Genomic DNA, 13006 nt, shown 5'->3' with positions numbered 1-13006 from the left:
TTATTGGTAACTTAAGGATGGCTTTCTATTTAGTAAAGATGAATTAAATTTTTCTATTACATATGAAAACAAATTTAAATTGGTAAGTAATTATTATTAGGTAACGGCACAATTATGTATAGACAAGATTCAGGAACATAAACCGTTAAATAAAATATTTTCCTGTTATAGAGCAAGATCCAAGGAGGGATAGACTTGTTTCATCGCCAATATTTGGTGTCCCCATATTCTCATCCCTATTCAAGACCTGAAATCTTAAGGAGGCCTCTAGCATGGTCGGAACCAAAGGAGGAGCGCCTGATGTCTACGGGGTTGACGACGCGGAGAAAACAGTGGCCAGATGTTGTTCTGTTTCTCATACAGCGCCGAATTCGTCGAGACGCTGACACCCGCTTTGGTACATTTGACGGCTTTTTAGGGGTGTACTTGTAATTCGGAACAGCTTGTGCACAGCTCCTTGTTGAGAAGGCTTCCGATGGTGAGAGGGAGCATTGCGCAGGTGCTGCTCCACCGTCCAGCCGCGAGGAGGCCGTCGAGATGCATCCTCCTCAACTACAAGTTGGGACTCCCGCACCCTGCTGTTGCTCATCTTGGAGGTTCTACCGGAGCTAAAAGACCGCCACATTAGGTTAGTATCCTCGCTGTTTCGACAAAAATATCTGTCATCTCAAATATATAAATTTAAGCTACTCATACTCCCTGAGCGGTATGTTATATGTGTTGTTAGCGATACAGCGATGAAAAAAACTTGAAAGGAATTGAAACGGTTCATGCTTTATATAAACAAAACCGCAGTTCACAATCAAACTGCGGTTTTTCAATGTACACTGAATTGCAAAAGTTACTCACAATTACATGAGATCTAATCGCATCCACCCTAAATTTTTATCTGTAAAGAAATTTTGCAACAGAACTGCCCAAATCATAGAACGTATGAACGATGAAAGATGTATAGCGATACTTGTCTCATTCGCCCTTGTGTTCACTATACGTGCAAAAGATGATGTCATTGAAAGAATGGAGGTTCTTTTTAGTGATTTGTTTAGAAAATCTAATAATAAAGGAACAAAGAAAAGACTTCGAAGCATTTAGAATCTAGATGCAGCTGCTAGAACCAGATAAAGAAATAAATAAAAAGTTTATCTATAATAATAGAGTAATTGTCTAGCCGTTAATGTAGCTTTGAAATAAAGTTTGATCAAAAGTACCTCGTAATCCCAAGTTTTACGATAAATAAAAAGAATCCATTTTGAAAAAAAGATTTATCAAAATGGATTTCTCTCCGCTATAAGCTCTGATGCTGCTCAGTATTTACTGCCGCTGTCCCAAAGGTAAATCCGGAACGTTTGTGCGATCGGTCCCTCGGGTAGGTCGTCACATCGAGAGGACTCCCGCTATGTCTGCCACGAGCTCGTCCCACGTGCGGTTATACTCCGCCAGGTAACTGTCCGGATCCTTGTGATCGGTTCCCCCCAATGTCTCAGTCACCCATTTGTGCGAGTGAATGACGTCCGTGGACCAGCCATACCGCCGGCAAATATCGGCGGCCAGATCGACCGTCGCCCCCCAGACATGTGCAAACTCTTCATCCGCCTCCGGGGTGTTCCGCTTGGGCTCGCACATCTCAATGGAGAGGAAACGCCCGTTTGCTTGCGGTCCTGCGTGCCAGGCCACCTCTGATTCCGGGATCGTTCGTACAATGCTGTCCCAATCAACAAAGTAGTGGGCGCTGGCGCGCCTGTTGCCAGTGGAAAAGTACTGGGCTTCATCCTCGGCCGAAGCGCCAGGAGTGGCGGTGCTATGGATGATCAGACCTTCAGCTTGCAAGGGCGTTCCCGGCCGGTTCGTCCCCATTGGTAGCAATCTTTCGTCAATGTTTGGCATGACTCTCCTCCTTCTGTTCATAGGTTGCTAACATATTTAACATGTGCTTATTCTCGCTGGATTATTCTTCCAAAATTGTACCATATCCGATCTACGTCCGACACCGTAACCCAGGTACACAACGGTAAGCCGTAATGGCACTTTTTTCACGTTACTCTGCTGTGAATTATGATATTATTTTTATGTCAAAAATAAAAAATGAGTAGTTTTAGGGTATTGTATTTAATCCAAGTATGAATCCTATTAGAAGAAATCAGAAGTAGTTTTCTGATTTTGCTAAGAACAAATTAAAATTACCGTGCATTGTCTCTCTAACTCGAGCATCTTCCATGTCTTAACAAGCAACTTGTATTAAGCGGTTCTGGTGCAAAGATTGCATTTATCATTTTAGCCAAGAAGTCTCCTTCCTCAAGGAACGCGAAGTGAGTAGGTGGGAGATGAATTGGCTTTGAACAAGGGATGGCAAGAAGCCATCTTAATTGTTCGACATACATAAAGTGTTACTTCACTATCTATCGAATATACGTTTGGTATATGATGGTCATATACTGAAATGGAGGTGAATCAAATGATAATTAATAAAGCCTATAAGTTTCGTATCTATCAAAATCAAGCACAAGCAATTCTAATTAACAAAACGATAGGTTGTTCTTGCTTTGTATTCAATCATTTCCTATCCCTATGGGACACGCATACAAAGAAACTGGGAAAGGTTTAACGTATGGTACATGCTCTGCCAAACTTCCTGCCATGAAGAAAGAGTTTGTTTGGCTAAAAGAAGTGGATAGTATTGCGATTCAGTCGTCTGTTCGCAACCTTGCGGATGCGTATACACGCTTTTTCAAAAAACAAAACAGCGCACCGCGCTTTAAATCTAAGAAGAACAACGTACAATCTTATACCACAAAACAAACAAATGAAAACATTGCCGTTGTAGAAAACAAAATAAAATTGCCAAAACTAGGCCTTGTTCGATTTGCCAAAAGTCGCGAAGTAGAGGGGCGTATTGTAAATGCTACGGTTAGACGTAACCCTTCTGGCAAATATTTTGTGTCATTGTTAGTCGAAACAGAAGTACAAGAACTTCCGAAAACAAGTTCTTACCAATTAGAGTTCGATAGAACTCTTTACTTAGGAATTCCCCACTTCTAAACGAAGAGAAAGTGGGGGGACTTCAAAGATATTCCTCATGTATTTGCTGACGATAATAACTCAGACGTGAATGAAGTATTTAAAGATGTACAGTCCAATGACGGAGCAATAAAAAAATTATATAGATGGCCAGTTATACAATCGTATTGTAAATGCTTTTGAATCAGTTATATTCTTGATTAAAGCAGTGTCCTATTCTATAGTATCCGTTGTAGAGTTATGCGGTGGGCTGTTCATTATGGTTGGTAGCCAGGAACGGGGCTTTTCTCTTATTTTAAGGGCAGGGAACGGCTATATAGTTGTTCAAATGATTTCATTGTTTATGCAATTAATTATAAAAATCTCTAAAATAATATAAAACGATATAGAAATAAATATAAAAACTGTATAATAAGAGAATAAAAGGGAGGTGCGATGAGTGATTCGTGCTTTTAAAAAAGTATTTTCTGAGAGTTATAAATCGCTAATAATTATTTTGATACCTGCATTCCTATTTGTTGATTATAATAATCTAATATTTATTGATTACATTTATTTTACGGCAGTTATAGTAGTGTATGTAGCTTTTTTGTTCTCCGTAGTAATGACTTGTGTAACATTACGATATGAAGAACAGAAGAAAGCACATTTAGAACGAATAAGAAAGAGTGCTTTCAGAATGAAAAAAAGAAAGAGCACTCCTTGAAGTAAGATAAATATATACGGGTTTGAAGAATTTGTATTTTTTTACTAATGAGGCTATAAAAAAGTCCTGTGTGTATAGGGCTTTTTTATTTATAGGAATGTATTATATATCAGTTCAATTATATCCGTTGTAGCATTTACGATGGTTTGTTTATTATGGTTGGTAGTCAGGAACGAGGATTCTTGCTAATAAGTCAACCCGGGATTGGTTATATAGTTATTCAAATGATACCGTTGTTTATGGAAATACTTGTTGAGATTGCTAAAGCAATTTAGTCCTATAGAGGGGCTTATTTTTTAAAAATCAGGCTTATATATTGTGGGCAAGTGCGTATACACATAAAGTAAATATTCATAGAAATATCCAAAGATAGTATCTATTTTTTAGGGGAAGGTGTTGCTAATATTTAACTAATATGAATAAGTCTTGAGGACTATATCACATATGACATAAAAATATATGGGTGATGATTATATGTACAATGAATATAATGTATTTGATAGGCAGACTACTGGTACATTAAATGTATTTTCATTTGTAGGAGAGCAAGCGAAACCGATTACTGGGGCAAAAGTTTCTGTTATGGATGTAAACGGAGATGTGATTACTACACTACAAACGGATAAATCTGGTCAAACACAAACAATAAAATTACCAGCTCCTAAAAAAAGTCTTTCCTTATCTCCTGTTGGTGTTATTCCATATGCTAAGTACAATGTGAAAGTTGAATCTGAAGGACATGTCACTTCAGAAATTAAAGGGGTTCAAATTTTTGCAGACATTGAGTCTACACAGCCTGTTCAACTTACTGAGTTGGGTCAAACCAGAAATCGTCAAATACAGGAAATTACCATTTCAGATCATGCGTTGTTAGGTAAAGTGCCAAAATTATCTGAGGAACAAATTCAAAAGGAAGTAATACAAGAAATGGTTCCGCATGCGTATCATTTATTAGGTATACCCAAAATTCCTAGCCATATTATTGTTCATGATGGACATCCAAATAACAATTCTGCACCTAATTATCGAGTGGATTTTAAAAATTATATTACAAATGTAGCATGTAGTGAAATCTACCCTGGCTGGCCTATTGAGTGTATTAAATCCAATGTCCATTGCATCGTTTCATTTACGTTAAACCGTGTATATACGGAGTTTTATAGAGGGAAAGGAAGGAACTTTACAATCACGTCCTCCACTGCATTTGACCATAAATATACTCATAACGCAACTATCTTTTCGACCATTAGCAATGCAGTTAACAATATATTTGACAGATATATTAGCACTTCTGATTCATCACCATTTATACCATTTCTGGCTCAATATTGTGATGGGAAAAGGGTGACATGCCCAAACTGGTTATCACAATGGGGAAGTAAAAAACTTGCTGATTTAGGAAAAAATGATATGCAAATTTTGCAGCATTATTATGGGTCGAAAATTAATTTGTTTAATGCTCCAATAGCGGAAGGTGATCTAGAATCGTTTCCAGGTCAAAATCTACAAATTGGTTCTACAGGAAAATATGTAAATGCTCTCCAACAGTATATAAATAAAATAGCACAAAATTATCCGGAAATAGGGGAAATTACAGTTGACGGCTCATTTGGACCTGCAACTGAAAAGGCTGTTAAAAAATTCCAATCTATTTTCAAATTACCTCAGACAGGTAGCGTAGATTCTGGTACTTGGTATAAGATCTCTGATATTTATGTAGCTGTGATGAAATTCGCTGAAGGTACCTCCCCTAGGTAACCACGATATACTTCCACTTCATTTAGAAATTTTTATTCCTTAAATGAAGGATATACCTATAATCCTTATGTAACTTAAGTGCTGATGTGGATTTCTACAGTAAAGGATTGAAAGGAAACAGAGTACTAAAATAAGAAGTTTATTTATTTTAAGCTTGGAGGAAGAACAATAATGCCTTATTATTTTTATCCTTATTGGTTTATCCGTCCATCACCGTCACGCCAAAAACTCTATTTAAACTCTGATTACAATATAAAATTTTATTATCCTGAATATTGGATGAAAATGGCTGGTTATGAGGAGCGTTATGGATTTCAAATGGAATTTTTTCAAATATCACTCCTCTCTGATAATAGCTTATCGCTTGATCAAATCACCCACCAAGAAGCATTTCACCAAATAAGGCCCTATGGTTCTCAACCTTCTATAAAAAATATAAATGTCCAAGGGCAATCAGCACGTCTAATTTTGCCATCATCTGATCAGCCGCATGAAATGATGAAACAAGCGGCTATAATTGTTACTTATCCAACTCCAATTCATTTATCTGGAAGAAAATATGAATACTTTATATTGTGGGCAGATACGTCCCACATTCAGATGATTATTCAAAGCCTACAGTTTTTAAAACAATAGTAATTGACGGTCCTAAAACAGCAATTACAGAAACAGTACAGCGTTATGGTGCAAGAAATGAATCAAAGCATGTTATCAATGGAAAAACGATTGAGTGAGCAGGCGATACAAAGTAACCCCCTAGTTATAAAAGAAACTCCATTTTGATTTCATATTATTAAATTTAACTGTATGGATTTATTAAAGAGAGTCTTACATCCTAATTAACACAAAGTAAGTAAATATTATATACAAAGAAATCCTCCCTGCAAATAATAGTGTATTAATTGTAGGGAGGATTTCTGCAGTTATTACATTCCTTCACCATGGGTAGTATATTGTATAATTTCCTGCTTTTGTACTGCAATCATTGCCTCGCCATGAGTGTTACTTAAAGTGATTGGTGCTACGAGCATTAAACCAGAGAACAAAAGTCCTGCCGTACTAATTAGAATTTTTTTCATCATTTTAAAGCACTCCTTTTCTCCATTTCAATTTTAGCCTTGTACCCCACACGGAAGTATTCGCTTACTTTCGTGTGGTTACCTTCATCATAATACTTGTTTGCTAATTCATCAGCATATATTTCGACAAAGTGCCATAAATTTTCTTCTTGGAGATAATGGATTCCTTCAACAATAATCTTTTCGTATTCATCTATAGTTGTATGCTGTAATCTTGCATTTAGAATTGTTAAATGATGATAATATTCTTTATTATTTTGTGCATTACTAATTTGCAATCCTTTATCTATATAATTAGCAGCTTCATTTACATTGCCTAGTTTCTCATGTTCTTTAGCTAACAAATACATTGTTTTGCAGCTACCTTCTAGTGCCTTGGAGAGATAATTGATTGCTAGTTGAGGCATATTTTGATCTGAATATAGCAGCCCTATATTATGACGAATCATATGAGTAAGTTGTGTTTGATCTTGTTTGGTTGCAATATCTAAAGCGGAAAGAAAATACTCTTCAGCTAACTCGTATTGCTTTAGGGAAGTACTTGCAAGTCCCAAAATATTATTACATGAAGCTACATTTATTTCATACCCAACTTCCTTAGAATAGATTTCTTTCGCTTTATTACTGTATGTTATTGTATTTAGTGGTTGGAACTGATAATAGTTGAAAAGGGCATACTGATAATTAAATTCCGCTTGTTCTAATTCATCCGGAATAAGAGATAGAAGTGTTTCAGCTTTGTGATAGAAGTGTTTGGCGTCACTATATTGTCCAATCTTCATTGCATGTATAGCATGGAACAGATAGTAGTAGTAATGGAGCATGTATGTGGTAGACTCTTCAATATGTTCTCCAGGTTTTACTAAACCTGATGTATTATTTATCAAAAGATTATACCTAAACTCTAGTAACGAATAGTAAATAAGAAGCGTTTGATCTTGTTCCATCTCGTCGATAAGTTTTTCAACATCTGATCTTAGATTTTTTGCTTTCAATAACTTTTGAGAGCGAATAGCTTTGTACCAATCGTTCATTAAATTAGTAATCTTTTCGTTTCCTTTTGTTACAATCACATAGCTTCCCCCTTTGTATATTTATATCTATATGTTTTTATCATAGCAGTTAAATCCATATTATTACAGATTATAGTAGTTTAAGAATATTTCTAAACAAATATCAGAAAATTCTGTGTTATATTGTTGCCAATTTGGATTCCTCTTCCTATTAGGCTAAAATAAGTGATGAGTATAAATCTACCATAGCGACGAGGGGAAGACAGTGAAAAACCATACAAAAGGTCCTAAAGGGCAATTGTTGTAAATGTCTCACCTAAAGCAAAAAAAGCGTGAAACCATATCAATTTGGCTTAGAGAGGGCTTATATAGAGAAGATTAAGGTTCATAACCGCAGATTGAAACCAAGAGAACATGAGGATGTTTTAGAAAGTGTTATGAGTAAAATCTATGATCGTGAAATTTGGATTCCGGATTACGAAGTCGAGAAGTATTACAAAGGAACAATAAATAAATGGTATAACAACATATTTCATTGGAAGAGAAAAAAGAAAAGGAGGAGAACATATGAAACATAGTATAGGAAATGTTAGTACTTCATATATAATCCGTCTAATTTTAAATGATTTAGACACATTTATTACAGCTGGAAAAAGGGAATAATCCGGAGTATCCTCTGTGGAGGAGCTACTTACAGATTGGTTGGATTGGTTTAATGATTACCCGCAAGGTATATCGCCAGGTGAATTAAAAGAAATTGAAAGGGAGATAGGTGAATAGATGGGGAGTATGTCAAATAAAGACAAGCTTATGCGAATTGAAGTTCATGTAGGATTTCCCCCTATTTTCTAAAATATAAGTGTAATTTCTTTAATAATCTGCAATAAAATTAAATCCTATACATATATTTAAATTAGAACAACTGTACTAATTATAGGGAGGAGAATATATTTGAATAAAAGGCATTATGATAGTGAGATTACAAAAAAAGAAATTATGGAGCATGCATCTCTTTTGTTTTCTCAAAAAGGATATAATCAAACATCAGTCGGAGATATTTCCAAATCCTCTGGTTACAGTAAAGGACATATATATTATCATTTTAAAAACAAAGAACAGCTATTTGTTCTCTTAGCACAAGAAACTATGCAAAATTGGTATGAAAAATGGGTAGCAAAAGAATCTATGTATTCAACAGCAACTGAAAAACTATACGGTATCGCAATTCATGTCCTTTATAATTACCAAACGCCTTTATTAAAATCAGGTCAAGAGCTCGCTTCAAATCCAAAATCTAGCCCTATATCGGTCCAGAAATTATTCGATTTAACAATTGTACCAATGAATACTTATCGAACAATTTTAAAAGAGGGAGTAGAAAAAAAGGAGTTCAAAGATGGTAATCTAGACGAATGGACTATGTTGCTAGGAACTTGGCTTGGGGGATTATGTCAGCTCACGAATACGCATGAGCTGAAAACACTAGAACAGCTGTTTAACCAAGCGATTACAATCTTTTTAAGATCCATAAAAAAAGGGGGAAATGAAAATGAAGATTGGATTAATCGGTGACAGTTTAACTGAAGGTCGTCCAGGAGTTTCCTTTGTGAACATATTAGAGCGAAAATATCCAAGTCTCACATTTTTAAATCTTGGTAAACCAGGGGAAACGGTTAAAAGTTTGCATACACGATTATCGAAGATCGAGTTGGAATCAAATTTTGATTTAATCTTCCTTTGGATTGGTGCTAATGATGTTTATTCAAAATTGTTAAAAGTGCAAGCTCAACCAATTGTAAAGGACCATCGAGAATTTAATGATTATTTCAGCAAAATACTGAATATGGTCATTCCTTTTTCCAAGTACGTTGTTGCGGTTTCACCAGCAATAGTGGGGGAAAACTTGAAAAATCAATCAAATTACGAGTTAAAGGATTTGTCTTATATTATTGAAAATATCTCGAGTCAATTTTTAAATGTTAATTTTCTGGATATGCAATCAGTTTTTGAGAAACGGTTGGCTAACGTGCACAGTTCAGACTACATCAGCACAAGTGTTATGACAGTAATGAAGGATGTGTTTTTTTATAAGAATCCAATTCGAATTGATCAATTATCCAGTAAGCGAGGTCTTCATTTGACCTTAGATGGTATTCATTTAAATAGCAATGGTGCTTTGTGTGTAGCAGAAGAATATGCATCTATGATAGATCAATTTTTATTCGATAGCAGTGGTACCATTCAGTCACAAAAATAGATTAATTTATGGGAGGAACTGTAATGGGAGAAAATAAAAAGATTGCTATTGTAACAGGTGGTGCATCAGGGATCGGCAGAGCCATTTGCAATGAATTATCATCTCAAAATGTATTTGTAGTTATCGCTGATATTAATGAGAGAGAAGGTAAAGCATTTGAAGAAAAGCTTAACCAAGACGTTCTAAATTCTAGGTTTACGTATTTAGATGTTACTGATTACAATTGTGTGGAACATGTAATCAAAGAGATATATGAAGAATTTGGAAGGCTAGACTATCTATTTAATAACGCTGGAATCTCTATGTACGGTGAATTGTATAATATGTCGTTAGAAAACTGGAAAGAAATTATTGATATCAATTTATGGGGAGTTATTCATGGTACTCAAATGGGATATAAAATAATGAAAAAACAAGGGTTTGGGCATATTGTTAACACGGCATCTGCTGCAGGGCTAGGTCCATCCCCAATAGCTTCGGCCTACTCTACAACTAAACATGCTATTGTAGGTTTAACAACCTCCCTTCATTATGAAGCGGAAGAGTTTGGTATTAAAGTGAGTACGCTTTGCCCGTCCTTCGTTGATACTCCAATATTTGATGCTGCAAAAGCAATAAATATTGATAAGTCTGCTATAACAAAACAAATGAAAAAACACAAGATGATGTCTCCACAAAAACTTGCGAAAATTGCCATTAATGGAGTTCATAAAAATAAACCAATAATATGCCCTATGCCACTACGTAAAACAATGGATGTCATATTTACAATATTCCCCTCAATGCATAATACATTAGCGAGGTTTGTTTGTAAAGTGGTTAGAGAGGCCAAAGGTTCATCTGGCTAATTTTTATAATTCTTCTCAAAATAATTCAACAAAACTGGTTGCTCCTTCGCTATTTAGTTAAGAAATATATTTAAAATTTAATATAAATAAAACAAATTAGTTATTCTAGTTCGTTGTTAAAATGAAACCATTAATAAGTTGGTTTCATTTTTTGTCCAAGAATAATTATAAAAACAGAAGGATCCACTTTCTTGTCTAAAAAGTATCCAGTTTCATGTTTTTCTACAGTTAAGAAAAGGAGAGATATGTATTAGAATGTTTAATGTAACCAACAATTGTAGGAATCTAAAATTTTCATTTATATTCATCAAGAGAGAGTCTTTATATACAAATTATAGAAGGATTTAAATTATGTATTTTTTACATAATAAAATCAAATTTAAAACGAATAAAAAATAGCGTTTAAACCAATGTAATATGTAAAGGAATAAAAGTTCAACAATGCAAAATTGCTGAACTTTTATTCCTTATTCTTTCCTATTCTGCCTAAACTATCTTTAATAGTTGTTTCCCCAAGTTGTGTATATAGCAAAGCTGTATCTTGACTGGTATGCCCAAGTTGTTGCATTACTTGTAACGAATCTTTTTCTTCCATGTATAATTTATTTGCCAATGTGTGTCTTAATTTATGAGGAGACATTTTTTTACCATAGGCCTTAGTATATTTTTCTACTATATCCTGGATAGCTCTAACCGAAAGAGGTTGTGCAGTATGTTTATATTTTGATAAAAACACATTTTTTAATTCTTTCCCTGGAGCGTATTTGTTATCTCTAATTTCCATATACTTTTCTAGATCGTTCAATGCGATTGGAGTAATCCATACAGAATCTTCTTTGTTTCCTTTTCGGATTACATCAATTAGCCTTTCTTTTAAGTTTATATCTTCCATACGAAGATCAGCCAATTCACTTACACGAATACCACTACCAAGAAAAAGGGAGAGGATTGCCACATCGCGATCTTTATCTCTGAGGAAATAGAACAACTGATGTTTCGTTAAAGATTTTTCATGCTCATACTTAACGTAATTTAAAAACTCTTGATCGTCATCATTATGAAATATTTTAGATCTCATACGTTTTGCACGGGCATTTAATGTTTCTTTATCTTTATGTATTTCGATCTTAGCCATTACATTTCTATAAAAATAGCATTCTCCATCTTCATTTTCTGATAGGGAGGTAAGGTACTTAAATAAAGATTTTAAGGCCGAAATTTTTCTGTTAACAGAGGAATTTTGCATGTTTTGTTGCAGTTTTAGAAACCTCATGAAGTTCTCAACATCTTTTTTCTTTAAATTCTCTAAATCAGAGAAGGATATGTCTTTAATTGGCTTTAATTCAATGATTTGTTCGGATAATAGCCAATTAAAGAAGACCCTAAAATCATATACATAATTCAGTAGAGTGGAGGGAGAGGCATCGTGCAATTCTTTGTACTCCACAAATTCTTCTATGTAAAAAGGCATTTCATTTAGATTTTCGTATAATTTTTTACGATGTACGGTTTTTTGACGTTGCTTGCTGTAGTCCATAAAAATCACCTCATATATAATATAGCAGAAAAGAAGAGCGAACACAAGTTCGCATTAAATTCAATTTTTACACAAACTTATTTACATAATTAAATTATGGAATACTAAAATATGATCAAAACTGAATGGTATGTGTAGTTAGTCAAATGAAAATTATAGCTAGCTAAATGATAAATTTGTATAAGAACATAAAAATTAGTGCAAAAACTACATATAAATGTATGTAAAATAAAACGATTTTTATATATAGATTCATACAAAAAATCAATATATGAAAACAGTTTAAAATTCGTTATCTAGCATGAATTGGTTAATTTAATCATGATTATAAGGAGTTAAATAGATCAACATAAGAAAAACTTTTATAAATTTAAATGTAATTTACTATAAAATTTTGCAATTAGTAATTTAGCATTTGATAATTTCTATATAAAATAGGAATCATATAGACACATACCAATATGCGGAGATGCATGCTAACGAGCTCGAAATCCCTAAATACTGTATTAGATTTTTATTTATACATCTTATTGTTCGTAAAATTGGTATTTCGTGCGAAGTTGTTTATGATTATTTTTCCACGCTTTTATAAAGGCATCATATACCTTACCTTTCATCAGTATAAATATCTTTTAGTTTCTGGTACATTCAGCTATACATATTAATATTATAAATGATTGCTTATAGAACATATCCAATATATAACATTTCAATGCGAAACAGTTTACTTTAACTCCTTAAGACTAAATAGATAATGTATTTTACAAAATTAAATTGTTGTGATGTCGAAATA

At 34.1% G+C, this 13006-nt stretch carries 9 protein-coding genes and 6 pseudogenes; 11 read left to right on the top strand and 4 right to left on the bottom strand.

Annotated features, from left to right (window positions below):
• Positions 1-742: 742 nt before the first annotated feature.
• Positions 743-859: pseudogene (locus tag MR107_RS05945) on the top strand (IS6 family transposase); the annotation flags it as partial.
• A 515-nt stretch (positions 860-1374) separates the two neighbouring features.
• On the opposite strand, the gene MR107_RS05940 reads toward MR107_RS05945, so the two are convergent.
• Positions 1375-1884 carry a peptidoglycan recognition protein family protein gene (locus tag MR107_RS05940; protein WP_242292156.1) on the bottom strand — a complete coding sequence of 170 codons (510 nt, stop codon included), beginning with the start codon at positions 1882-1884 and terminating at the stop codon, positions 1375-1377.
• Positions 1885-2452: 568 nt separating this feature from the next.
• Between MR107_RS05940 and MR107_RS05935 the strand changes: the two are divergent.
• From MR107_RS05935 to MR107_RS31925, 5 genes and pseudogenes are all read left to right on the top strand, one after another.
• Positions 2453-2988, top strand: a pseudogene (locus tag MR107_RS05935) (RNA-guided endonuclease TnpB family protein); the annotation flags it as partial.
• Positions 2989-3063: 75 nt separating this feature from the next.
• Positions 3064-3394, top strand: a pseudogene (locus MR107_RS31670) (hypothetical protein); the annotation flags it as partial.
• Between the two features lie 801 nt (positions 3395-4195).
• Positions 4196-5479 (top strand): peptidoglycan-binding protein, encoded by a 1284-nt coding sequence (locus MR107_RS05930; RefSeq protein WP_242292155.1) that lies wholly within the window; start codon positions 4196-4198, stop codon positions 5477-5479.
• 171 nt (positions 5480-5650) lie between these two features.
• The gene (locus MR107_RS05925; RefSeq protein WP_242292154.1) at positions 5651-6115 is read left to right on the top strand and encodes a peptidase M56; all 465 of its coding nucleotides are present in this window, start codon (positions 5651-5653) and stop codon (positions 6113-6115) included.
• A gap of 12 nt (positions 6116-6127) precedes the next feature.
• Positions 6128-6232 (top strand): annotated as a pseudogene (locus MR107_RS31925) (DUF3967 domain-containing protein); the annotation flags it as partial.
• A gap of 173 nt (positions 6233-6405) precedes the next feature.
• Here MR107_RS31925 and MR107_RS05920 read toward each other — a convergent pair.
• Both MR107_RS05920 and MR107_RS05915 read right to left on the bottom strand, forming a co-directional pair.
• Positions 6406-6561: a hypothetical protein gene (locus tag MR107_RS05920; protein ID WP_000976103.1), complete on the bottom strand. Its 156-nt coding sequence runs from the start codon at positions 6559-6561 to the stop codon at positions 6406-6408.
• On the bottom strand, positions 6558-7631 hold the full coding sequence (locus MR107_RS05915) for a response regulator aspartate phosphatase (RefSeq protein WP_242292153.1): 1074 nt from the start codon (positions 7629-7631) through the stop codon (positions 6558-6560). The genes MR107_RS05920 and MR107_RS05915 overlap by 4 nt, the downstream gene beginning before the upstream one ends.
• A 247-nt stretch (positions 7632-7878) precedes the next feature.
• On the opposite strand from MR107_RS05915, the pseudogene MR107_RS05910 reads away from it, so the two are divergent.
• The 5 genes and pseudogenes from MR107_RS05910 to MR107_RS05895 all read left to right on the top strand — a co-directional run bounded on the left by MR107_RS05910 (position 7879) and on the right by MR107_RS05895 (position 10676).
• Positions 7879-8142 (top strand): annotated as a pseudogene (locus MR107_RS05910) (transposase).
• Positions 8139-8348, top strand: a pseudogene (locus MR107_RS31665) (hypothetical protein); the annotation flags it as partial. The pseudogenes MR107_RS05910 and MR107_RS31665, both read left to right, overlap by 4 nt.
• 174 nt (positions 8349-8522) lie before the next feature.
• Positions 8523-9143: a TetR/AcrR family transcriptional regulator gene (locus MR107_RS05905; RefSeq protein WP_242292152.1), complete on the top strand. Its 621-nt coding sequence runs from the start codon at positions 8523-8525 to the stop codon at positions 9141-9143.
• A complete protein-coding gene (locus MR107_RS05900) occupies positions 9121-9828 on the top strand; it encodes an SGNH/GDSL hydrolase family protein (RefSeq protein WP_242292151.1) in 708 nt (235 codons plus the stop codon). Before MR107_RS05905 ends, MR107_RS05900 begins: the two co-directional genes overlap by 23 nt.
• Positions 9829-9851: 23 nt before the next feature.
• The gene (locus MR107_RS05895) at positions 9852-10676 is read left to right on the top strand and encodes an SDR family NAD(P)-dependent oxidoreductase (protein WP_242292150.1); all 825 of its coding nucleotides are present in this window, start codon (positions 9852-9854) and stop codon (positions 10674-10676) included.
• 460 nt (positions 10677-11136) lie between these two features.
• On the opposite strand, the gene xerS is transcribed toward MR107_RS05895, so the two are convergent.
• Positions 11137-12213, bottom strand: coding sequence for a tyrosine recombinase XerS (gene xerS, locus MR107_RS05890; protein ID WP_242292149.1), 1077 nt, complete (start codon positions 12211-12213; stop codon positions 11137-11139).
• Positions 12214-13006: the final 793 nt, after the last annotated feature.

The organism is Bacillus cereus group sp. BfR-BA-01441 (assembly GCF_022663075.1).
GTDB classification, from domain to species: Bacteria; Bacillota; Bacilli; order Bacillales; family Bacillaceae_G; genus Bacillus_A; species Bacillus_A cereus.
Note: the sequence above shows the minus strand (reverse complement) of the source record. Positions and strands in the feature narration are given on the sequence as shown.

What these genes read in the sequence shown, in the direction of transcription:
- MR107_RS05940 (WP_242292156.1), bottom strand. Translation starts at nt 1,884, where the DNA reads ATGCCAAACATTGACGAAAGATTGCTACCAATGGGGACGAACCGGCCG.
- MR107_RS05930 (WP_242292155.1), top strand. Translation starts at nt 4,196, where the DNA reads ATGTACAATGAATATAATGTATTTGATAGGCAGACTACTGGTACATTA.
- MR107_RS05925 (WP_242292154.1), top strand. Translation starts at nt 5,651, where the DNA reads ATGCCTTATTATTTTTATCCTTATTGGTTTATCCGTCCATCACCGTCA.
- MR107_RS05920 (WP_000976103.1), bottom strand. Translation starts at nt 6,561, where the DNA reads ATGATGAAAAAAATTCTAATTAGTACGGCAGGACTTTTGTTCTCTGGT.
- MR107_RS05900 (WP_242292151.1), top strand. Translation starts at nt 9,121, where the DNA reads ATGAAGATTGGATTAATCGGTGACAGTTTAACTGAAGGTCGTCCAGGA.
- MR107_RS05895 (WP_242292150.1), top strand. Translation starts at nt 9,852, where the DNA reads ATGGGAGAAAATAAAAAGATTGCTATTGTAACAGGTGGTGCATCAGGG.
- xerS (WP_242292149.1), bottom strand. Translation starts at nt 12,213, where the DNA reads ATGGACTACAGCAAGCAACGTCAAAAAACCGTACATCGTAAAAAATTA.